The sequence below is a fragment of the Faecalicatena sp. genome (assembly GCF_058819085.1).
In genome coordinates this window covers 71783-95074 of the sequence record NZ_JBZUUL010000002.1, presented here as the reverse complement: position 1 = coordinate 95074, position 23292 = coordinate 71783, and the positions used below count along the sequence as shown (strand labels likewise).

Here is a 23292-nt window from a genome sequence, read left to right as displayed (position 1 = left end):
CTACACCAAAGTGGTGTGTTGAACCTTGAAAACTCAATAAAAACAAACAATTTAAAAGGCACAGATACACTGCCTTATGGTATAATTGAATCGGTTACTTAGGGGATACAGTCTCCCGGGTCCGGCCCAAATAAATAGTGTCATATCGTTCAAGATTTTTCTATTACGATATGGTAGAATACTATTTATGAACCTAAAGGAGGAGACAGCGAATGCAGGGCATACAGGAGCAGCGTCATGTTTATTATGACCGGGATCTGAAAATAGAAGCATACAATCTAAGCGGGATCGTACAGAAATTTCCGAATCATTTCCATGACTACTATGTCATTGGTTTTGTGGAAGGGGGAAAGCGGCATCTCTGGTGCAGAGGGAAGGAATATGATCTGGCCTCTGGAGACTTGATCTTATTTAATCCACGCGACAACCATTATTGTGCACCCATAAACGGAGAGATCCTGGATTACCGTGCTGTTAATATTGAGGTGGATGTGATGCAGAAGGCGGTCCAGGAGATCACAGGGAAAGATTTTATCCCCCATTTTACACAGAACGTGGTTTACCAAAGTGACATTACGCAGTCTATCGGCGAGCTGTATGGGGCCATCCTGACGCAGGCACCAAAGCTGAAAAAGGAGGAGGCCTTTTTCTTCCTTTTGGAGCAGGTGCTGCAGGAGTACGCAGAGCCTTTCGATGAGGCAGACGTGTCCAAGCCGAATCAGCAGATCAAAACGCTCTGTGACTATATGGAACAGCATTTTTCGCAAAACATCACATTGGATGAACTGCTCTCCATGACCAATTTCGGCAAGTCTTATCTGCTGCGCTCCTTTACAAAGCAGGTCGGTGTCTCGCCATACCGATATCTTCAGAATGTACGTCTGAAACAGGCGAAAAAGTTCCTGGAGGAGGGCATTGCCCCGATCGAGGCGGCAAGCATAGCCGGGTTCTCGGATCAGAGCCACTTTACGAATTTTTTCAAGGAGTTTATCGGCCTGACACCAAAGCAGTATCAGAAAATATTTACAAAGGAGTATGGACATGACGAGCATGGGAACGACCGGCACAAAGATGACAAATAAAACATTGAACGGGCATATTGCCGCTTTTATCACAATTCTGATCTGGGGGACCACCTTCATATCGACAAAGGTGCTTTTAAAAACCTTTACTCCGATTGAAATCCTGTTTATCCGTTTTATGATCGGATATTTTGCACTCTGGTGTGTCTGTCCGCGCGGGCTTACACTTAAGGAAAAACGGCAGGAATGGCTCTTTGCCGCAGCCGGACTCTGTGGGGTGACATTGTATTATCTGTTTGAAAATATTGCCCTTACTTACACATTGGCCTCGAATGTCGGCGTCATTATTTCTATCGCTCCATTTTTTACAGTGATTTTTTCCTGTCTGTTTCTAAAAGGAGAGCGGCCTGGTGCAAGGTTTTTTGTAGGGTTTCTGATCGCACTGGCGGGAATCTTCCTGATCAGCTTTGGCAGCGAGAGTGTGCTTAGGTTAAACCCGCTGGGAGATCTTCTGGCAGTGGCAGCGGCGGTGATCTGGGCAGCTTACTCTACCATTACAAAGAAGATAAGCGGACTGGGGTACAATACCATACAGACGACCAGGCGTACCTTTTTCTACGGGCTGATCTTTATGATCCCGGCACTTGGGCTGATGGATTTCCAGGTGCGGCTTTCTGAGTTCGCAGACATGAAGAATATCCTGAATCTTTTATTCCTGGGCTTTGGAGCTTCGGCTCTGTGCTTTGTAACCTGGAATCTTGCCGTAAAGGTGCTTGGGTCTGTGAAAACAAGTGTCTATATCTATATGGTTCCGGTTATTACTGCAGTCACCTCAGCCTTGATCCTGCATGAGACATTGACGTGGACCATGGCGGCAGGGATTGTCCTGACACTGGCTGGGCTGTTCCTGTCTGAAAACAGAAGAGTGGAAAAAAATGTCTCTTTGGCGGAAGAGGCGTAGAATAAGGATGGTGGATTTTTTCCACCATCCTTTTTGGCTTTACACGTCAGCACTCTCCTGTGATTTTTAAAAATACGGAGGCATAGAATATGCCGTCTTTCTGCTCGAATTTCGCCTCTCCATCGTAACGGTCTGCGATCTCCTGAATGGAGGAGGCTCCGATTCCAATGCCTTTTCGTTTAGAAGAGAGTGGAAGCCCGCCTTCGAAGCAGACCGGCAGGGTACAGGGATTGTCTGCCAGGATTAGCAGTGCAGCATTCCCCCGCTGTGTTACCCGGAGGCGGACATACGGTTGCCCATTGGTTTCACGGATGCATGCCTCGACTGCATTTTCCAGAAGGTTGCCGAGCAGCACTGTGATATCTGTAGCCGATACAGAACAGTCTTTTGGATAATCCACTTTTGCGTCAAACCGGATTTTCTGGTCACGTGCCTGTGACGCGTAATAGCACACGACTGCATTTACCACATTATTGCGGCAGTAAATCTCCAGGGTGTCCGGGGGAAGTTCCTTTTTATATATGTCGATGTATTCCCGGAGGCCGGTCTTATCATCCCGGTCCAGATAGGATTGTACCACGGCGAGATGCTGGCGCAGGTCATGACGGGCTTTCTTCATTTCATCCATGTGGGCGGCGAGACCGTCATACTGTTTCTTCTGAGCCAGCAGGCTTTTGTCTGCGTACCGCAGTGCTTCCTCCAGCTGTGTACGCCGGCGGGAGATCTTAAGTATCTTAAGGGCTACATAGGAAACATAACAGGTCCCAAACAGCATGAGATAGCGCGAGATGAGGAACTGCCAGGAAGCATATGCATAGACGTCATCGGTGGTACAGTAAAGCAGACCGAATAACATCGAAAACAATGGGATGATCCATAAATACCGCCACATCATCCGGTCATTGATCTCCAATGCATCGGACACCGTGTGAAAGAAAAAGTGGAGCAGAAACGGGCAGGTGGCCAGGTAGATCGCGATGCGCGCGATATTGTAGATCAGGTAAGGGTGCATATCAGAAAAGTCCCAAAAGAACTTACTTTCAATATAGTTTGCATTGCCCAGCACAAAGAACTGCCATGCCAGGATCAAAAGCCAGGTAAACAAAAGCTTGGGAATACTGTCTCTTATAAGCAGAAATGCAAGGCTCAGATAGATGAGGAGGAAACAGTAGCGCATGATCGTGGTCCATTGTGCTGCTTTTGCGTAGCCTCCCAGGTTAATATAAAAAAAGGCTGCGCTGTACACCGATGCCAGCACAAGCTGTAGTCCCACAATATATCGGAAAGGAAGCCGCAGCTTGTCTTTAAAGAGCCAGTATCGGGGCAGGGTAAAGGGCAGGGAATCCAGAAATGGAAATAAAAGCACCATTAAAGTATCTATTGTCTTCATAAAAGCTCATCCTCTCTTTCCCGCTGGAATAAATAAGTGTGGAACAGTGTCTTTATTTTACGTTTGTTCCGCTGGGAATACGGGACCTTCACCCCATTGTCCATAATAAAATCCGAGGTGTCTATCTGCTCCACTCTATCCAGATTGACGATACAACCTTTGTAGCAAAGCAAAAACTGAGGATAGGGTTCCAGTATCCTGATAAATTTCTTAAAAGAGGTTCGGAACCGGAGAACATCACGATCCTGCGTGTGGATCTGTACATAATGGTCATCCTGATCACACCAGAGAATATCCTTTAGCAGGATCTTTTCCTCTCCAAGCTGTATAAATCTTGCATTGCGTATCTTTTCTATCCCGCAAAGAGCCATTGTCCGTTCAAAATCTGTGTATTCAAAGGGTTTGACCAGATATCCGGCGGCTCGTACGCCATAGCTGTCGATGGCATGCTCCCTGCTGGTGGTGACAAATACCAGTGGAACCAGACGATCCTTTCTGCGAATTTTACGGGCAGTGTCTATCCCGGAAAGCCCGGGCATATACTGATCAATAAAGATTATGTCATAAGCCTCCGGGGAGAAAGCAGTTAAAAAGTCTTCCCCGCTTATAAATTCTTTCATCAGGGGAACCTCCCCTGCATAATTCTCTTGAAAATAGCGGCACAGATTATTTTTGATATTCTCTCTGCATGCGGCCATGTCATCTATGATCGCGGCTTTCATAAAGAATCCTCCTTGTTACATCTAAAAAATTTCTTTATTACTATTTTACCGGATAAAAATAGTTCCGACAAAGAAGTTTGGCGCCAAAAGATGCAGTTTCACGCCAGTTTATTGTAAACGAAGGTTCCTGCCGATAGAGTGAAAGTGTATAAATGTCTGTAATATAAAAAACGATCGGGGAAGCATAGGGAGGAAAGCACGAATGGAGAAGAATTTTAAGATAAAGATCACATCTCGTGAAAATCATACATGGCAGGGGGTATTGATTACAAATCAGGAGACGATTCCGTTTCTAAGTGAACTGGAACTTCTGGCGGAGATAGACAGGCGGATTGAAACAGAAGAAGGCGAAAATAGTGCAAAATTATGGAGACAGGCATAGGGAACAGATGTAAGCTGGCGGTATTATATATTATCTGGTATTTTGCTTGTACGAGGGAGAAAAGGGGCGTATAATCTTCTTATAAAGATCCGAAGGGAGAGTGCCAAAATGAAAAAATACGAGTATGTAAATGTGACTTACCAGATGAAAGACGTCGTAATGGCAACGGTTTTGGAACACCGGGAAATTATCGAAAAATATGCCGGGGAAGGTTATCGGTATGCGGGAATGATACCAACGGAAATTAGTGTAAACGGATGTGTCAGGAAGATGGACTTGATCTTCGAGAAAGATGAATGATTATGGGAATACTTTTTCAGATCTGCAGAGCAATATCGCTCGGAATCATAGTTGGCTTTATAGCCGGCACAGTTAAAGGTGTGATGAGAAAAGCATCCTATACGGAAGAAGAGATCATTTACACTCAAAAACTAATTTCAAGGGCAGCAGGTGTTCTTAAGTATATCACCTTTTTACTGCTTGCCATGGGCTTATTGTGGTGCAGCTATTTTCTCATTTTAGGTGTTGTAGAGCCAGGAAAGGCGGAGTATGCGAATAATATGGCAGAGCTGATCGTATCCGTCTTAACCGTGATCTCAATTCTGTTTGCCTTCGTGGAATTTCTGCGCAGGACGGATGATAAACCGAAGTAATATGCTGCGGTAATTAAAGGCAGGATTTATGATCTGCATTTAATGTATCCGTTGTTGTGGAAGCATAGAAATAGGAGTATAATTTCCCTATAATAAAGTCTTAAGGGGGAAAAGTATGAGCAGCAAGATTGAATATGTGGAAATACCATATGTAAAAAAGAAAGTTTCCAGAATCATATATGGTACGGCAATCCCGCCGTTCATGACAGGAGAAGGAGGGGATGACCTGTTGGATGCAGTCTATTCCATGGGGGTCAACACCTTTGACCTGGCAAGGGTCTACCAGCTGGCGGAAACATCCGTGGGACGATGGATCGATGCCCGTGGGATAAGAGAGGATCTGGTTCTTCTCTCTAAGTGTGGACATCCTTCTGCGACCGGAGAGAAGCGTGTCAATGAAGCAGAGATGCGAAAAGATTTCAAAAAAACCACCGAGGAGCTGCGCACAGATTATATTGACATCTATCTTTTACACAGGGATGATCCGGCGGTAGATGCGGGGACAGTAGTTGAGGTATTTAATGCTATGCATGAGGAGGGGAAGATCGGTGCTTTCGGAGGTTCGAACTGGACCCATGAGCGGATAGAGCAAGCCAATGAGTATGCATACAAACATAACCTGATTCCATTTAGTGTATCAAGTCCTCATTTCGGGCTGGCGGATCAGATGGAAGATCCCTGGGGCGGAGGCTGCGTGACTATCTCAGGACCGGCCGGCAAAGGGGCAAGAAAATGGTATCAGGAGAACCAAATGCCTGTGATTGCTTATTCCAGCCTGGCACATGGGCTGTTTTCAGGGCAGGTAAAGAGCAGTGACATTGAACATATCAAGGAGGTTCTGGATGGGCCTGCCATGAAAGGATATGCATACCCTGAGAATTTTGAACGGCTCAGACGTTGTGAAGAATTGGCAGGGAAAAAGGGCGTCAGTGTTCCGCAGATCGCGATGGCGTGGATTTATCGGCAGAAGCTGAATACCTTTGCCGTTGTCAGTACATCCAGGGCTGAACGGATGCAGGAGAATATCGATGCGCTGCATATTGAGTTGAGCGAAGATGAGGTTCGGTATCTGGATCTAAGGTGATCATGTTAGCCAAAGACAATAGATTTACATTTGTTTTGATGTAATATGCATTCAATATTTTATAAGCCGTATAAAAGTCATAAGAATAAAAGTCAGATAAGTATCTGGAAACTGTGGTAGACGGATAAGCTTATTTGACTTTTGTGGTTTCTGAGGAAGAACACTGATAGTAAGAAGCGAAGGCAGATTATCTTGTCAGTTTTAACTAAATATCCGGGCAGATCTGCCCCGAAAACTCCTTGAATAATATACAGAATTCCTAAAAAAAATTAATTACTATAAAATGAATTGACAATTATATGTACAAAACATATAATGAAGTCAAGCTTGAAACGGGTTTCAAAAGTTAAAATACACATAAAAGCATGGGGTTACATGAAAACGTGGAGAGTATGGCAGACAACGATTGGGGTGGCAGAAATGATCAGTATCAGAGAAGTGGCAAGACTGGCCGGTGTATCTCCGGCAACAGTATCCAGAGTAATGAATGGCACAGCAAAGGTGGATGAGATCAAGAAACAGAGAGTTCAGCAGGTAATTAGTGAAACCGGTTTCAAACCAAACGAAGCGGCAAGGACCCTGTACAAAAAGTCAGCACATTTGATCGGTGTGATCGTGCCAAATATTGAGAACCCATTTTTTAATGAGATGGCAAAGTCGATCGAGAGCGAAGCATATGAGAGGGGATACAGACTGACCCTATGCAGTTCGAACGATGATATAGAAAAAGAAAAGAATAGTATCGAACTTCTGGGTAGGATGAACGCGGATGGAATGATCCTTTTGACAAATGAAGATGAGATTTTAGAAAAGACAAAGGATGCCTCGATCCCGGTCGTAGTTCTGGACCGGACGGTGAAGCATAAAAATGAGGTGGCAAGCATTACCTCTGATAATTATGAGGGAGGCCGCATCAGTATGGAACACATGCTGGACAGCGGGTGCAGGAATATTGTAGCTATGCGCGGACCTCAGAATGTTTCCAGCGGCAGGGAACGGTTTAAAGGATACCTGGATGTATGCAGGGAACGGGATGTCAAAATACAGTATGTGGACTGCTCCTACGATTATGAGGATGGATTAGCAAGGACAGAAGAGATTTTGGAGACCTTTCCTGATGTGGATGGGATCATTGCTGCAAATGATATGGCAGCGATCTCCGCGTATAAGGTACTCAAAAGGCATGGAAAAAGAGTGCCCCAGGATGTGCAGCTTATTGGCTTTGACAATATCATTATGAGCAGACTGATGACCCCTGAACTGACAACAGTGGCACAGCCGATTGCAGAGATGGGAGCAAAGGCAGCACAGATATTGATCGATCATATTGAGGGAAAAGAAGTACCTCAGAAAAATATATTCGAAGTGAAACTTATTAACCGGGAGACTACAAGGTAACATCCACGTGACTAAGGCTTGAAAGGACCAAGCCCAAGTCCACGGGATGTGCTTTGTAACTAAGGCTTGAAAAGACCAAGCCTAAGTAACATAAGCAAGCAGGAGGGAAAGCGATGAAGATTTCAGTGGTAGGCAGTATCAATATGGATATGACGGTAAAAGCGGAGAGGATTCCGCTTAAGGGGGAGACGCTTAAGGGGGAAGATCTGAAGTACATACCTGGCGGCAAGGGGGCAAACCAGGCGGTGGCGATGGCGAAGCTTGGCGCAGATGTGGAGATGTTCGGATGTGTCGGGGATGACAGTGCAGGGAAGGAACTGCTGAAAAATCTGGATGACATGGGTGTGAAAACCGGGAATATCAGGGTTGTCAAAGGCGTTCCGACAGGGATCGCATTGATCACTGTCGGGGAGAATGACAATACGATCATTGTGGTGGCAGGAGCAAATGATTGTGTAGACAAGGCTTATGTGGACAGTATCAAAGAGGAGCTGCTCAAATCAGAGGTGGTTGTTCTGCAGCATGAGATCCCGCAGGAGACGAATGAGTATGTGATCCGTCTCTGCCATGAAAACGGGGTGAAGGTGGTACTCAATCCAGGCCCGGCAAGACCTGTAAAGCAGGAGATCGTGGAGCTGGTGACTTACCTGACACCAAACGAGCACGAGGCAAAGATCATATTTGGTGATGAGACCGGGACAGAAGAGCTTCTGAAACAATATCCGGAGAAGCTTCTGATCACACAGGGCTCCAAGGGCGTGAGCATGTGCCTGGCAGGAGGCGAGGTTCTTTTAGTTCCGGCACGTAAGGCGGCTGTGGTAGATACAACGGGGGCCGGAGATACATTAAACGGTGCATTCACGGTACAGATCGCAAAAGGGGAAAGCGTAAGAGATGCATTGAGATTCGGCAATGTTGCAGCGAGCCTTTCCACAGAGAAATTCGGAGCACAGGGCGGTATGCCGACATTTGAAGAAGTAACGGCAGAGCTTAGCAAAATACAGAAATAAAGGAAGGAGGAGATAGTTATGAAAAAATCAGGAATCTTAAACGCAGACATTTCCAGGGTGCTTTCCTACATGGGGCACACGGATACGATCGCAGTCGGGGACTGCGGTCTGCCGATCCCTGAGGAGACGGAGCGCATCGATCTGGCACTTGTGAAGGGGACTCCCTCATTCATGGAAGTGCTAAAAGCAGTGGCGGCGGACATGAAGATCGAAAAAATCGTACTTGCGGAGGAGATCAGGGAAAAGAATCCGGCGGTCCTGAATGAGATCATGGATTTATCTGCCGGATTTGAAACCGGTTTCAAAATTGAGTATGTTCCGCATGAAGAATTGAAACAGAGAACAAAGTCGTGTAAAGCCGTGATCAGATCCGGTGAGACGACACCGTATGCGAACATCATCCTGCAGTCAGCCTGCCTGTTTTAACACAGAATCCGTAAAAGGCCGGGCATGATACATAGTCTAAAAATACCATGCCGGGCAGGAGGAAGCAGGAAGAGTAAGGAAGTAATCTGTATTGCAGATCAGGAGGAAGTAATATGCAGATAGAAATGAGAGGAATTGACAAAGCCTTCGGGACCAACCAGGTTCTGAAAGACGCAGGATTTGTCCTTGGTGACGGAGAGGTTCACGCACTGATGGGTGAAAATGGTGCCGGAAAATCCACGCTGATGAAGATTCTGACCGGCGTATATACCAAGGATGCCGGAAGTGTGTTTGTGGATGGGAAAGAAGTGCATTACAAAAATCCGCAGGAGGCAGAAAAGGACGGGATCGTGTTTATCCATCAGGAGCTGAATGTGCTTTTCGATTTGACGGTGGAGGAAAACCTGTTCATGGGAAAAGAAATCAAAGGAAAGTTCGGACTCTGTGATTCCAGGGCAATGAAGAAAAAGGCAGAAGAGGCGTTGAACAGACTGGGAGTCTCTATTTCTCCGTCAGAGACCATGTCCAATCTGTCCGTAGGCCAGCAGCAGATGATCGAAATCTGCAAGGCCCTGATGGTGGATGCCAAGGTCATCATCATGGATGAGCCGACCGCAGCGCTGACACAGAGCGAGACCGCAGTTCTTTTTGAAGTGATTGAAGGGCTCCGCAAATCCGGTGTGTCTATTGTATACATATCACACCGTATGGAAGAGATTTTTGAGTTATGCGACCGTATTTCTGTATTGAGAGACGGGACCTATGTGGGAACGAAAAAAATTCCAGAGACAAACATGAACGAGATCGTTAAGATGATGATCGGACGTGAGATCGGAGAGCGTTACCCTTCCAGAGACTGTGAGATCAAGGAAGAAATGCTGAGTGTGGAAGGCCTGACTAAAAAAGGCGTATTTGAAAACGTGAGTTTTTCCGTCAGGGCAGGTGAAGTGCTCGGCGTGTCAGGCCTGATGGGGGCCGGGCGTACGGAGATCATGCAGGCTATTTTTGGAAATCTGCCTTACGACAGCGGGAAAATCAAGATCGAGGGCCGGGAAGTACAGATCAAGTCTCCGATGCAGGCGATGAAACAGGGAATCGGATTTATTACAGAGGACAGAAAGACCGAAGGGCTGATGCTGGAGGAGAGTATCCAGAAGAATATTGCACTTGCTAATCTGGATAAGGTTTCCGATAAGAATGTTTTCTTAAAGAAGAAAAAAGAAGAGGATCTGGTAAAGAAATCGATTGAAGAGCTTCATATCAAATGTTTTGGACCGGATCATGAATGTAACAATTTAAGCGGCGGTAACCAGCAGAAGGTGGTATTTGCAAAGTGGATCTACACGGATCCGAAAATTCTGATCCTGGATGAGCCGACCAGAGGTGTGGATATCGGAGCGAAGAAGGAGATCTATACCATTATTAATAAACTGGCAGCTAATGGTGTGGCGATCATCATGGTTTCCTCTGAGCTGCCGGAGGTTCTGGGAATGAGTGACCGGATCATGGTAGTCCGTGAGGGACTGATCCGCGGTATTATCAGCAAAGAGGAAGCAAATCAGGAAAATGTTATGACGTTAGCAACGGGAGGAACGATCTAATGAAAGAGAAAAATAAAATTTTAAACTATGCCCAGGATCTGGGTGCGTTGATTGCATTGATTCTGCTTGTAATTGGAATCAGCTGCGTAAGTCCTGAGTTTAGAACCTGGAACAACTTTTTATCCCTGCTGCGCCAGTCTTCCATTAACGGGCTGATCGCATTTGGTATGACCTGCGTGATCCTGACCGATGCGATCGATCTGTCAGTTGGTTCTGTACTGGCCCTGTCAACGGCTCTGTGCGCTGGCATGATCGCAAATGGTGTGCCGGTGGGCCTGGCAATGATCCTTGCGCTGGTGATCGGCGTTTTACTTGGATGTGTCAGCGGCGTGCTTGTTACAAAAGGAAGACTTCAGCCATTTATCGCAACTTTGATTACGATGACGGTTTACCGTGGACTGACCATGATCTTCACAAACGGAAAGCCGATCTCTAACCTTGGAGACAGCTTTACTTTGAAGGTAGTAGGAAAAGGAAACTTTTATCATATTCCGATTCCGGTGATCCTGCTTCTGCTCATTTTCATCGGATTCTATATTTTGTTACAGAAGACAACCTTCGGACGCGCGATCTATGCGACAGGAAGCAATGCAAAATGTGCAAAGCTTGCCGGAATCAACATTCATAAGACGAAGATTATTGCGTATGCGATCTCCGGCTTTATGGCAGCACTTTCCGGTCTGATCCTTTTATCCAGACTTGGCTCCGCACAGCCGACTTTAGGTGACGGTTATGAGCTGGATGCCATCGCAGCAGTTGCGCTGGGTGGCACAAGTATGAGCGGCGGGCGCGGGAAAATATATGGAACGCTGGTTGGTGTGCTGATCATTGCCGTATTAAATAATGGATTGAATATCCTGGGAGTTTCCTCCTATTATCAGGACGTTATTAAAGGTTTAGTAATCCTTGTTGCAGTATTGTCAGACCGCAAACGATAGGAAAGGAATAAGGTGAAAACAATGAGATTAAAAAAATTAGTAGTATCAGTATTGGCATGTGCAGTGCTTTTTACAGCGACTGGATGCAACGCGATCACGATTGACGGCGAAGACAACACAGGAGCTTCCAATGAAGGAAGCGGAGCGATCGGATTTTCCGTTTCTACCCTGAATAACCCATTCTTTGTATCCCTCTCAGACGGTGCAAAGGCGGCTGCCTCAGAGGAAGGTGCGGATCTGATTGTGGTTGACGCGGGAGACGATGCGGCAAAACAGACAAGTGACATCGAGGATCTGATTTCCAGAAACGTAAGCGTTCTGATCGTGAACCCGGTGGATTCCGATGCAGTCGGTCCGGTTGTCAAAGATGCGCTGTCCAAGGGAATCAAAGTTATTTCCGTAGACCGTGTGGTAAATGGTGCAGATGTGGACTGCCAGATCGCATCCGATAACGTGGAAGGTGCAAGAATGGCTACCGAATACCTGAAAGAGCTGGTTGGTGACGGTGCTAAGGTTGCCGAGATCCAGGGCGTTCCGGGGGCATCCGCAACCATCGACCGCGGAGAAGGATTCCATCTGGTAGCAGACAAGGACTTCGATGTTGTGGCAAGCCAGACTGCAAACTTCAACCGTGCAGAGGGCATGAATGTTATGGAGAATATCCTTCAGTCCGATGGTGCGATCAAAGGTGTTTTCGCCCACAATGACGAGATGGCACTGGGTGCTGTAGAGGCAATCTCTGCGTCAGGAAAAGACATCAAGGTAGTCGGATTCGATGCGACAGATGATGCTGTTGCAGCGGTGAAAGCAGGCAAGATGGCTGCAACCGTAGCACAGAAGCCGGAACTGATGGGAGAGACTGCAGTGCTGACTGCACTCAAGATGATCCAGGGAGAAAGCGTGGAAAAATCCATCCCGGTAGAAGTTGAGCTGATTAAATAAATTCAGAATATTCTGAATATGGAGAGCAAAAGGGTCAGACCCCTCTGCGATTTATCCGCAGAGGGGTCTGACCCTTTTGAAAAAATGTGGCGAATTGTAGGATAATCTTGTCGACAGAATCGTCAAGGTGGTTTCATTTTGGGAAAGATTGCTTTATAATAATGAGCAGAGAATGGAACGCTTAAAGGAGGAGCAGAGCATTGGGAGCTATAGAACAGGATATTGAAAGAATCATCAAACAGGAGGTTCGGACATTGAACCGTCCTGACCTATTCAGGGAACCGCTTGTTTCATTTTCATCGGCGGAGGATCCCAGGTATATGGAGTTAAAGGAAATCGTTGGTGAGTGGCATTTGACCCCAAAGGAACTGATGGAGGATGCGAAAAGTGTAATCAGTTATTTCGTGCCTTTTACAAAAGAGGTGGTCGCAGAGCCGAAGACTACGGAGGCAGAATCACCGAGATGGGGAGAATCCTACATCGTTATGAATGATTATTTTACACATATTAACCAGGTGATCTGCGATTATCTGGAGAAGGCCGGATATTCGGCATTCATGATACAGGCTACTCATACATACAACGAAGCGGATATGAAGTCCATGTGGTCACACAGGAGTGCAGCAGCGATTGCAGGGCTGGGGACATTTGGAGCAAACCGGATGCTGATCACGGAAAAAGGTTCGGGCGGCCGTTTCTGTACAGTTCTGACTTCTGCACCATTGGAAGCCAGACAAAAGATGCCAGAGGAGAAATGTTTGTATTTGAAAAACGGTTCCTGCGGCTTGTGCTTTAAGCGATGTCCGGTAGGAGCATTGAAACCAGGAGAGATCAACAGGTTCGCATGTCAGGCAGTGACACGGGAGAATGAGAAAAAGCTGGTGGAAAAAGGAATACCAAACGCAGATACATGTGGGGAATGCGTGAGTATCTGTCCGCTGGCTTATATCGAATAATCAGAATATTCTGAATACGGAGAGCGAAGGGGTCAGACCCCTTTGCTTTTTCAAAAAGAGAAACAGCCGCAGCTCCCCCTATTAAATCACGCTTTTGTGGTCTGATTCCGATATTGTGTCGGAGTCAGGCCATATTTTTTCTTAAATACATTCTGAAAGTAGGCCTGGCTTGAAAAGCATAGATAATTGCTGATCTCACTCAAGGATTTATCCGTATAGGTGAGCAGGCTCTTTGCCTCTTCTAATTTACATCTCATGATAAAGCTGCTGATATCAAATCCCAGTTCTTCTTTAAACTTCCGGCTTAAGTATGGCCGGCTCCATCCGATAAAGTCTGCAACATCATCGGCCCGGATCAGTTCGTTTGTATGCTGGGAGATGAACCGGACACATTTGAAGATCTCCCGTGACATTCCCCGGGGGATCTTGCTTTGTGCAACGCGTTCTGTAAAATCTGTGATCATGGTATACTGCAGATGATTCAATGCATCGATGCTCTGCATCTTCTCCCCCTCCTGGATATAGACATCGCTGAGCTGATAAGCCTGCTCGATATCCATTCCCCCGGAAATTGCGGCCCTTGTGGTCAGAGTCACAGTGGTGACCAGCAGATTTTTCGCATTACGAAGAGGCGTATCGCCGATAATTCCGGCATTCAGGCTGAACTCCGCCGCTTTCATAAGCTTCGTTAATTTGTCCATATTGCCGTCACTTACACATTCTAAATACTGCTGCTCGAATAAATAGGTATTATGAAACTTCTGCTCCTCTTTGGCTTCGTAAATATTGTTTGAATGAAGAACGGAAATCTCTTTGGGCACTGTACGGTCAGCAAGATCAAAATGGCGTGGGATATCCAGTTTTTCATCATTCAGACAGAGGTGGATATAGGCAATTATCTGTAGAAACTGGTTAAATGATACCTGCGGTGTATTCAGCAAAAAGCCTGTAATGGCATTTTTATGTTTCATAGGAATCGCACATTCCTTCATGAACAGCCGGACGGCAGATTCCGTGACAGGCACGCTGAATACAGGACCGATGATGACATATTGATCTGTATCCAGGAGGGAGACAATGCCAAAATAGCAGAGGGACTGCATGGTGTAATAATCCGGGTTCCTGTGAAAACGGATCATTGAAGAAAGTGCAGAGGTAACATCTTCTTCACGGCCGAAAATCGTAGGAAAGGCGAATAATTCTTTCGCGGGAACTTCGTACACAGAGATTGGGACGAAGGTGGATGTATAAAATAAATGGCAGAATTCTTTCAGATCTTTGATCATATCGGTACCTTCCTTTAAAATGTCAGTTAAGAGAACAACTCAATGTATAATGGCTCAGTAAATAACAGCAATTTTAGAACTATGTTACAATTTTATAATATTTATAACTAAATTACAATACTGATCATACATGCTGTGGTATTTTAATTTAGGACGAACAAAATGGGTTACCCAAAGGAGGTCAGATATGATTCAGGATTTAAGGATCGAATACAGGAAAGATCCGATTGGGATCGACTGTATCCCACGTTTTTCGTGGAAACTTATGAGTGATAAAAAGAACGTTGTCCAGAAAGAATACCGCATTCAGGTGAAAAGTAAGGACACGTGCATTTGGGATACTGGATTTGTAGAGAGCAGTCAGTCTATCCTGATTCCTTATACAGGGGAAACATTAACACCTTTCACGCAGTATCAGGTATGTGCCATGGTATCGGATAATTACGGAGAGGAAAGTAAAGCGGAGGGGTACTTTGAAACCGGGCTTCTCACAAAGGAAAACTGGAGGGCACAGTGGATCACCCACAGTCTTCCAAAGGATGAAACGGTATCCCCTGTTTTTACAAAGCAGTTTGGGCTGCGTGGAACCATAAAAAATGCAAGGCTTTATGCTGCTGCAAGAGGAGTTTATGAGGCAGCATTGAACGGAAAGAGGGTGGGAGATGCATTTCTGGCTCCTGGCTGGACTTCCTATCACCACCGGATACAGTATCAGACCTATGATATCACGGAGATGATACTGGAAGATCAAAACGAGATTGCCATCACCCTGGGAAATGGATGGTACAAGGGATACCTTGGATTTGATGAAAAGCCGGATCATTATGGCAGCCAGACAGCGCTTTTAGCCATGATCCGTATGGAATACGAGGATGGTTCAGTAGAATACATTGGCACAGACACTGACTGGATGGTGCAGACAGGGCAGATCCGGTATTCCGAGATCTATCATGGGGAGACACAGGACTTTACAAAGCCGGTAGAAACCATCGGGAATGCACTCTTATTTTCAGCTGATACGGCGTTCGGGGATGAGACAGCGGTCAAAAATGAGGAAGGCGCAGAGGAAGCGGCGCACACCGCGTTAGAGATCACGGCCCAGGAATCTGAACCTGTCAGGGTGACAAGACGGTTTCCGGCCAAGGAGAAAATCATCACCCCGAAGGGAGAGTTGGTCCTGGATTTCGGTCAGAATATGGCCGGGATCGTGGAAATCGTCCTTCCGCCGCTTAAAGGGGATAAGCTGGTGGTAAGACATGCGGAGACCCTGGACAGGGATGGAAACTTTTACACAGAAAATCTCCGTTCGGCAAAATGTACGGACACGTATCTCTATGGAAAAGAACAGGAAGGCATGACCGTGTTTCCTCGTTTTACATTTCACGGTTTCCGTTATATCTGCCTGGAAGGTGTGGATCCGGATGTGGAAATAAGCCGGTTTACCGCATGTGCCCTGCACACAGATATGGAAGAGACAGGAGATTTCCAGACGGATAATGCCTTGATCAATCAGCTCCAGAGCAATATTAAGTGGGGACAGAGAAGTAATTTCCTGGATATCCCGACAGACTGCCCGCAGAGAAATGAGCGGCTTGGATGGACAGGAGATGCCCAGGTATTTAGCGGTACTGCATCCTACAATTTCCATACGTTTCTCTTCTTTCGCAAATGGCTGCATGACATGGCTGTTGAGACAACATTAGAATGGGGCGTACCACATGTGATCCCCAATATCCTGGGAGACCAGGCAGGGGCAGCGGCGTGGAGCGATGCGGCGGTGATCATCCCATGGACATTGTATCAGATCTATGGAGATCAGCGGATTTTAGAGGAACAGTTTGAGTGCATGAAGACCTGGGTGGAATACATACGAAGAAACTGTTTGGAGAATGGTTTGTGGCAGACCGGGTTCCAGTATGGAGACTGGCTGGCCCTTGACATTGAATCCGGCAGTACTGAGCGGACAGGCGGGACAGACAAACATCTGGTGGCAAATGCGTATTATGCCCTGTCTGCCCGGATCGTGAGGGATGCGGCACATGTCTTAGGTCTTCGAAATGAGGAGCTGGAATATACCCGGCTTTATGAAGAGATCTTGGAGGCTGTGAACCGGGAGTTTGTAACGGCGTCCGGGCGTCTGGTGTCTGAGACACAGACAGCATGTGTCCTGATGCTGCATTTTGATCTGGTAAAACCGGAATTCAGACAGAGGATTTTATCAACCTTGGAGTTGAATATCGGTGCACATCACAACCATTTGACCACCGGATTTGTGGGAACACCGTATTTATGCCATTGTCTGACGGAGAATGGAAAACATGATCTGGCGGAGGCTGTTTTTCTGAAAGAGGATTTCCCGGGATGGTTTTATGCAGTGAAGAAAGGCGCGACAACGATCTGGGAGCGGTGGAATTCGATTCTTCCGGACGGAAGCTTCGACCAGTCGGGGATGAACTCCCTGAATCATTATGCATACGGTGCAATCGGAAGCTGGATGTATGAAAAGATTGCAGGAATCCGGCCGCTGGAGCCAGGGTATAAGAAAATACTGATCCAGCCACAGCTGACACATGGAATGACAGAGGCGAAAGGGCGGTATGAGTCTGTTTATGGAACGATTGAAAGCGCATGGTCCTGCAGAAATGGGAAAATCACTGTAGATATCACCATACCGCCAAATACCACCGCAGTGGTCAGACTGCCGGAAAAAACAGAAGAGATCGAAACTGGCTCGGGGCATTATCGTTATGAATATGAGACAAATACCTCCCTGGAGCAGGATTTTTATACGATGGAATCTACGTTAGGCGAACTTGTAGGAGAAAAACTGGGACGGCAGATGTTTGAGCAGATGGTACCGGGAATGCTGGATAATCCGATGATCCAGTTTGCCTATGATATGACAATTTCAGAGCTGCTTGTCCAGGCACCGGAGGCAAAGCCTTTGTATCAGGCTGTGATAGATGCCCTGAACCAGAACAGGCGCAGCACGCTTAAAAACAGCGGGGAAAAAGAGGAAAGCAGTCAGCCGGCAGCAGGTAGTCTATAAGTATCAGGAAGTTTACAATAGGAAAAAGGAGTAAAGCAATGAGCAGGAAAGCATTAGGAAAAGACAAATTTGGAGTCCAGAAGGTGATGAGGCTGAAGGACTATTTCGGAGATTCGATGGGGCAGTTCGCATTGAATGCGATATCAGGGCTCGTAGGGCAGTTAACCTATTTTTATACAGATAAAGTCGGGATGGCGGCAGGTGCTGTGGCGACAGTATTTATGATCTGCAAGATCATCGATGCATTTACAGACCTGATTATGGGAAATATCGTAGACCACACGAAACCGGGCAAAGAGAAATACCGCCCATGGATCCTAAAGGCAGGCATCCCGGCCGGAGTAGTGATCGTCCTTCTCTTTACAGTACCCAGGACGGGCAGCGGATTGCAGCTAGCCTATGTATTGATCACAAATCTGCTTCTTACAGCCGTACTGTATACTGCAGTCTGCATTCCTTATGGATCTCTGCTGGTTGTCCGTACGAACAGCCAGGAAGAACGCGGTATCATGGGAACATGGCGTGCGGCAGCGGGTTATGTGTCAGGTATGGTCATTGCAATCGGCGTGGTACCAATCAGTAACATGCTGGGCGGCACACAGAGTGCATGGATCAAGGTCGGCGCTGTCTTTGGGATACTTTCGGTTTTGGCATTTCTCATCTGCTATGTAACAAGCAGAGAAACGGCTACAGAGTCAGGAACTGTTGTAAAACCAGAAGATGTGGTACAGGAAGAGGCAACTGTGCCTTTCAAGGAAGCTGTTGTTAAGCTGTTCCATAATAAATACTGGGTTATCATCCTGGTCGTTAACTTTTTATCCCAGGTGATTTATGGATTGTCAGGTGCTTCTGGTACCTATTACTGTAAATGGATATATGGAAATGACAACCTGGTGGGAATCCTGGGTGCAGTGGGAATGATTCCTACGCTGCTTGGATTTATTCTGGTAGGTCCGATGATCAAGAAGCTTGGAGTTGTAAAGACGTTGAAGGTTACATTTATCATGGGAATCGCTGCAAATGTACTTCGTATCTTTAATCCATATAATTTTGTTTATAATACAGTGCTTAGCTGCGTCAACACCTTTGCAACGATCCCGATGATGTGCCTGCTTGGCGTTATGACTGCGATGGCGATTGATTTCAATGAGTATAAGTACGGAGTGAAAATGGTAGCCTGCTCAAACAGCGCATCCGGGTTCGGGTGCAAGATCGGAAGCGGTATCGGTGCGTCACTGGTCGGCTGGTGCCTTGCAATCGCACATTATGATGCATCTCTGGCAGTTGCTACAACGGCAACGAAATATGCGATTTTTACCTTTGCTATCTATGCACCGCTTGTCATGTTTGCAGTGATGTTCATTATGGTATGCAAGTTTGATCTGGAGGCAAAGCTGCCTGGAATTAAGGAAGAGATAGAAAAGAGAAAGAAAGCTGGGAAAAATTAAATATTTATCTTGTGTTTCTTGAAAGCGTGATTGTTTAGACCATGCTGTGCAGTGAAGTGCACGGCGTGGTCTAAATGCCGTTTAGGCCAATAAAGGGAGGGCTTTAAGGGTGGTTTTCCATGTCGAAAAGATATGGTAGGATTCGAAACAGACTTCTGCTATAATAAGACATAAGACAGGAAGAAAGGGGAAAGCGATGGGTGTTTATTTAAACAGCAGGACGGCATATACTCTGTACAAAAAGGAAACAGAACAGCCTTATTTTGTGGATAAAACACAGATGTTACAGGAATTGTTTCCTCTGGTAAAGCAGGGAAACAACCAAATATGTATTACCAGGCCAAGGCGGCTTGGTAAAACGGTCATGGCTAATATGATCTCCTCATTTTTCTCCAAGGGATGTGATGCAGGTGATATTTTCCGAAAGCTGCAAATATCTAAGATTGACGAATATGAACAATATCAAAATCAATATTCAGTGATCCATATATCCTTTAATAAACTGCCGAGACAATGTGATTCATACAGAGAGTATATTAACCGGATTGAGCGAATTTTGATAAAGGATTTAAAAGAGGCGTACCCAGAAGTTGAGGTGGATGAGACAGAGGCTGTATGGGATGTACTTATGTCGATTTATGCAATAAATGATACGGCACAGTTTATTTTTATTCTCGATGAGTGGGATTTTATTTTCCATCAGGATTTTGTGACAAATGAGGATAAGAAGGAGTACCTGTCTTTCCTGCGGGACCTATTGAAGGACATGCCTTATGTTGTATTTGCATATATGACAGGCATCCTTCCCATTGCAAAGTATTCAAGCGGTTCGGAGTTAAACATGTTCGTTGAGTTTACCATGGCAAAAGCACCAGCGTTTTCTGATTATTTTGGTTTTACAGAGGCAGAGGTTTCAGGTCTTTTTAAACGATATATGAAAATATGTAAAGATCCGGGGATCACACAGGAAGGGCTTCGCGTTTGGTATAACGGATATCACACGGCGGCGGGAGAGCGGGTATATAATCCGCGTTCCGTTGTATTGGCTTTGCAGTACAATCATTTGGAAAACTATTGGACCAGTTCAGGTCCTTATGATGAAATCTTTTACTATATTGAACATAATGTTGATGATGTCAGGGATGATCTGGCGTTAATGGTTTCCGGTGCTTCTGTTTCTGCAAAAATACAGGAGTATGCAGCCACTTCTATGAATCTGCAGACAAAGGATGAAATCTTTTCTGCCATGGTTGTTTATGGATTTTTGAGCTATGAAAATGGGAAGGTCAGTATTCCAAATCAAGAATTGATGGAAGTTTTACGAGATGCAGAGTAAATGGAGAGGAACATATGTCCAACACTACAAAATACGCACTGGAGACATCATTAAAGAAGCTGCTTTTAAAGAAGCCTATCGATAAGATTACAATCAGCGACTTAACTAATGACTGCGGCATCAGCCGTATGGCATTTTACTACCATTTCAAGGATATCTATGATCTGGTGGAGTGGGTCTGTCTGGAGGATGCCGCAAAAGCGCTTCAGGGCAAGAAGACTTATGACACCTGGCAGGAGGGGCTGGAACAGATTTTCGAGGCTGTGATCGAGAATAAGCCTTTTATCATGAATGTGTATCACGCACTCAGCAGGGAACAGATCGAGAATTATCTGTTTAAGCTTACTCATGACCTGCTTATGGGTGTTGTGGAGGAAAAGTCAGCCGGGCTGGGGATTTTAGAAGAAGAAAAGGCATTCATTGCGGATTTCTACAAGTATGGATTCGTGGGGATCATGCTGGATTGGATCAGGCAGGGAATGAAGGAAGATTATCAGGAGATTACGGATAGATTAAGCACTACGTTGAAGGGGAATATCACGAATTCTATCCATAACTTTACAAAACAGGGAGTTTGATAAGTTTTTTATCAAACTCCCTGTTTTGTAAATTGTGCAGCGGCCCGAAAAAGACTATGATGTGATCGTAGCAAACTTAAAAGAATATATTTTTTGAAAGGCGGTCATGGTTATGTCAAAAAAAGGAACGAAATTAGGTGTTGCTTCTGCAATCGCAGTAGGTGCAGGCGCGGCTGCATTATATGCCAAGAAGGCAAAAGAAAATAAGGAAGTAGAAAATAAAGGAAAAGAGACCGGATCTGTGAAAAGTGAATACCGGAACACAGAGCTGGGAAAACATGAGAAGAACAGTAAGGGAATCTATTATACTAATGGAAATTATGAGGCATTTGCACGTCCGGAAAAGCCGGAGGGTGTGGAGGATAAGAATGCCTATATCGTGGGGAGTGGTCTGGCATCATTGGCAGCAGCATGTTTCCTGGTGCGCGACGGACAGATGGAAGGTTCCCATATCCATATTTTAGAAGCCATGGATATTGCAGGAGGAGCCTGTGATGGTATTTACGATTCCACCCGCGGTTATATCATGCGCGGCGGCCGTGAGATGGAGAACCATTTTGAATGCTTATGGGATCTGTTCCGCAGTATCCCGTCCATTGAGACGCCGGATGTCTCTGTATTGGATGAATACTACTGGCTGAATAAGCATGATCCGAATTATTCTTTGTGCCGTGCAACCGTGAACCGGGGAGAAGACGCGCATACGGACGGGAAATTCAATCTGAGCCAGAAAGGCTGTATGGAGATCATGAAGCTTTTCATGACAAAGGATGAGGATCTGTATGATAAAAAAATCGAAGATGTATTTGATGAGGAAGTATTTGATTCTACCTTCTGGCTGTACTGGCGCACCATGTTTGCCTTCGAAAACTGGCACAGCGCATTGGAAATGAAGCTATATTTCCAGCGATTCATTCATCATATCGCAGGACTGCCGGATTTCAGCGCCCTGAAATTCACGAAATACAACCAGTATGAATCCTTGATCCTGCCGATGCAGAAATATCTGGAGGCAGCAGGCGTTGACTTCCAGTTCAACACGGAAGTGACCAACGTGATCTTTGACTGCAAGGGCAGCAAAAAAGTGGCAAAGGCCATCGAATGCAAGGTAAAGGGTGTGGAAAAAGGCATTCTGCTTACAGAAAACGATCTCGTATTTGTCACAAACGGAAGCTGCACGGAAGGTACCATTTACGGCGACCAGGATCATGCACCGAACGGGGATGCAGAAGTACGGACCAGCGGCTGCTGGACTCTCTGGAAAAATATCGCGAAACAGGATCCTTCCTTTGGACACCCGGAGAAATTCTGTTCCGACATTCCGAAGACAAACTGGGAATCTGCAACGATTACCATGCTGGATGATAAGATCATTCCTTATATTACCAACATCTGCAAACGCGACCCAAGAAGCGGCAGGGTGGTTACAGGAGGTATCGTAAGCTGTAAGGATTCCAGATGGCTGATGAGCTGGACGATCAACAGACAGCCGCAGTTTAAGGGACAGGACCCGGAAAAGGTCTGCGTCTGGGTATATGGATTGTTTACGGATGTGGAAGGCGATTATGTGAAGAAGCCGATGAAAGACTGTACCGGAAAAGAGATCACAGAAGAATGGCTGTTCCACATTGGTGTTCCGACGGAATTGATTCCGGAACTGGCAGAACACAGTGCCGTCTGCGTGCCGACCATGATGCCGTATATTACCGCATTTTTCATGCCAAGGACAAAGGGTGACCGCCCGGATGTCATCCCGGACGGATGTGTGAACTTTGCGTTCCTCGGACAGTTTGCCGAGACACCGAGAGATACCGTTTTTACAACAGAATACTCCGTCAGGACCGCGATGGAGGCTGTATACGGGCTGCTTGGCGTAGACAGGGGAGTTCCGGAAGTATGGGGCAGCGTGTATGATGTCCGTGAACTGCTTGACAGCTCCGTCAAACTGATGGATGGAAAATCCCCGCTGGAGATTGAACTGCCGGGACCACTCAATGTATTGAAAAAGCCCTTGATCGGGCTGGTGAAGGGGACGGTAATAGAAAAATTGCTGAGAGACCATGACGTATTGAAAGAAGGCATGTAGAAATACGAAAAGAAGGTATGTAGA

Annotated in this window: 21 protein-coding genes; 18 read left to right on the top strand and 3 right to left on the bottom strand. The window is 46.0% G+C overall.

Annotated features, from left to right (window positions below):
• The first annotated feature begins 212 nt into the window (after positions 1 to 212).
• Together AC4OGX_RS00635 and AC4OGX_RS00630 are read left to right on the top strand one after the other, a co-directional pair.
• Complete coding sequence (locus AC4OGX_RS00635; RefSeq protein WP_493327857.1) at positions 213 to 1082, top strand: AraC family ligand binding domain-containing protein; 870 nt, start codon at positions 213 to 215, stop codon at positions 1080 to 1082.
• Positions 1072 to 1983 carry a DMT family transporter gene (locus AC4OGX_RS00630; RefSeq protein WP_493328093.1) on the top strand — a complete coding sequence of 304 codons (912 nt, stop codon included), beginning with the start codon at positions 1072 to 1074 and terminating at the stop codon, positions 1981 to 1983. Before AC4OGX_RS00635 ends, AC4OGX_RS00630 begins: the two co-directional genes overlap by 11 nt.
• 46 nt (positions 1984 to 2029) lie before the next feature.
• Here AC4OGX_RS00630 and AC4OGX_RS00625 read toward each other — a convergent pair whose 3' ends face one another.
• Together AC4OGX_RS00625 and AC4OGX_RS00620 are read right to left on the bottom strand one after the other, a co-directional pair.
• The gene (locus AC4OGX_RS00625) at positions 2030 to 3373 is read right to left on the bottom strand and encodes a GHKL domain-containing protein (RefSeq protein WP_493327856.1); all 1344 of its coding nucleotides are present in this window, start codon (positions 3371 to 3373) and stop codon (positions 2030 to 2032) included.
• Complete coding sequence (locus AC4OGX_RS00620; RefSeq protein WP_493327855.1) at positions 3370 to 4095, bottom strand: LytR/AlgR family response regulator transcription factor; 726 nt, start codon at positions 4093 to 4095, stop codon at positions 3370 to 3372. Before AC4OGX_RS00620 ends, AC4OGX_RS00625 begins: the two co-directional genes overlap by 4 nt.
• 202 nt (positions 4096 to 4297) lie before the next feature.
• Between AC4OGX_RS00620 and AC4OGX_RS00615 the strand changes: the two genes are divergently transcribed.
• The 11 genes from AC4OGX_RS00615 (at position 4298) to AC4OGX_RS00565 (ending at position 13485) form a co-directional block, all read left to right on the top strand.
• Positions 4298 to 4477, top strand: a complete 180-nt coding sequence (locus AC4OGX_RS00615) for a hypothetical protein (protein WP_493327854.1) — start codon at positions 4298 to 4300, stop codon at positions 4475 to 4477.
• Positions 4478 to 4585: 108 nt separating this feature from the next.
• The gene (locus tag AC4OGX_RS00610; RefSeq protein ID WP_493327853.1) at positions 4586 to 4777 is read left to right on the top strand and encodes a DUF4177 domain-containing protein; all 192 of its coding nucleotides are present in this window, start codon (positions 4586 to 4588) and stop codon (positions 4775 to 4777) included.
• A 2-nt stretch (positions 4778 to 4779) separates the two neighbouring features.
• Entirely contained in the window at positions 4780 to 5130 is a 351-nt protein-coding gene (locus AC4OGX_RS00605) for a transporter (protein WP_493327852.1), read from the top strand.
• A gap of 115 nt (positions 5131 to 5245) precedes the next feature.
• Positions 5246 to 6214, top strand: coding sequence for an aldo/keto reductase (locus AC4OGX_RS00600; RefSeq protein WP_493327851.1), 969 nt, complete (start codon positions 5246 to 5248; stop codon positions 6212 to 6214).
• A gap of 420 nt (positions 6215 to 6634) precedes the next feature.
• Positions 6635 to 7612, top strand: coding sequence for a LacI family DNA-binding transcriptional regulator (locus AC4OGX_RS00595; RefSeq protein WP_493328091.1), 978 nt, complete (start codon positions 6635 to 6637; stop codon positions 7610 to 7612).
• A gap of 113 nt (positions 7613 to 7725) precedes the next feature.
• On the top strand, positions 7726 to 8622 hold the full coding sequence (rbsK, locus tag AC4OGX_RS00590) for a ribokinase (protein WP_493327850.1): 897 nt from the start codon (positions 7726 to 7728) through the stop codon (positions 8620 to 8622).
• A gap of 18 nt (positions 8623 to 8640) precedes the next feature.
• Positions 8641 to 9048 carry a D-ribose pyranase gene (gene rbsD, locus AC4OGX_RS00585; RefSeq protein WP_493327849.1) on the top strand — a complete coding sequence of 136 codons (408 nt, stop codon included), beginning with the start codon at positions 8641 to 8643 and terminating at the stop codon, positions 9046 to 9048.
• Positions 9049 to 9161: 113 nt separating this feature from the next.
• The gene (locus AC4OGX_RS00580; protein WP_493327848.1) at positions 9162 to 10649 is read left to right on the top strand and encodes a sugar ABC transporter ATP-binding protein; all 1488 of its coding nucleotides are present in this window, start codon (positions 9162 to 9164) and stop codon (positions 10647 to 10649) included.
• The gene (locus AC4OGX_RS00575; RefSeq protein WP_493327847.1) at positions 10649 to 11587 is read left to right on the top strand and encodes an ABC transporter permease; all 939 of its coding nucleotides are present in this window, start codon (positions 10649 to 10651) and stop codon (positions 11585 to 11587) included. The genes AC4OGX_RS00580 and AC4OGX_RS00575 overlap by 1 nt, the downstream gene beginning before the upstream one ends.
• A gap of 21 nt (positions 11588 to 11608) precedes the next feature.
• The gene (locus tag AC4OGX_RS00570; protein ID WP_493327846.1) at positions 11609 to 12529 is read left to right on the top strand and encodes a D-ribose ABC transporter substrate-binding protein; all 921 of its coding nucleotides are present in this window, start codon (positions 11609 to 11611) and stop codon (positions 12527 to 12529) included.
• 200 nt (positions 12530 to 12729) lie between these two features.
• On the top strand, positions 12730 to 13485 hold the full coding sequence (locus AC4OGX_RS00565) for a hypothetical protein (RefSeq protein WP_493327845.1): 756 nt from the start codon (positions 12730 to 12732) through the stop codon (positions 13483 to 13485).
• A gap of 86 nt (positions 13486 to 13571) precedes the next feature.
• On the opposite strand, the gene AC4OGX_RS00560 is transcribed toward AC4OGX_RS00565, so the two are convergent.
• Positions 13572 to 14771, bottom strand: coding sequence for a helix-turn-helix domain-containing protein (locus AC4OGX_RS00560; RefSeq protein ID WP_493327844.1), 1200 nt, complete (start codon positions 14769 to 14771; stop codon positions 13572 to 13574).
• 187 nt (positions 14772 to 14958) lie between these two features.
• Between AC4OGX_RS00560 and AC4OGX_RS00555 the strand changes: the two genes are divergently transcribed.
• The 5 genes from AC4OGX_RS00555 to AC4OGX_RS00535 all read left to right on the top strand — a co-directional run bounded on the left by AC4OGX_RS00555 (position 14959) and on the right by AC4OGX_RS00535 (position 23268).
• Entirely contained in the window at positions 14959 to 17820 is a 2862-nt protein-coding gene (locus tag AC4OGX_RS00555; protein ID WP_493327843.1) for a family 78 glycoside hydrolase catalytic domain, read from the top strand.
• A gap of 38 nt (positions 17821 to 17858) precedes the next feature.
• Complete coding sequence (locus AC4OGX_RS00550; protein WP_493327842.1) at positions 17859 to 19268, top strand: MFS transporter; 1410 nt, start codon at positions 17859 to 17861, stop codon at positions 19266 to 19268.
• 196 nt (positions 19269 to 19464) lie between these two features.
• Positions 19465 to 20604: an AAA family ATPase gene (locus AC4OGX_RS00545; protein ID WP_493327841.1), complete on the top strand. Its 1140-nt coding sequence runs from the start codon at positions 19465 to 19467 to the stop codon at positions 20602 to 20604.
• Positions 20605 to 20618: 14 nt separating this feature from the next.
• Complete coding sequence (locus tag AC4OGX_RS00540; protein WP_493327840.1) at positions 20619 to 21182, top strand: TetR/AcrR family transcriptional regulator; 564 nt, start codon at positions 20619 to 20621, stop codon at positions 21180 to 21182.
• A 112-nt stretch (positions 21183 to 21294) separates the two neighbouring features.
• The gene (locus tag AC4OGX_RS00535) at positions 21295 to 23268 is read left to right on the top strand and encodes an oleate hydratase (protein ID WP_493327839.1); all 1974 of its coding nucleotides are present in this window, start codon (positions 21295 to 21297) and stop codon (positions 23266 to 23268) included.
• Positions 23269 to 23292 lie beyond the last annotated feature (24 nt).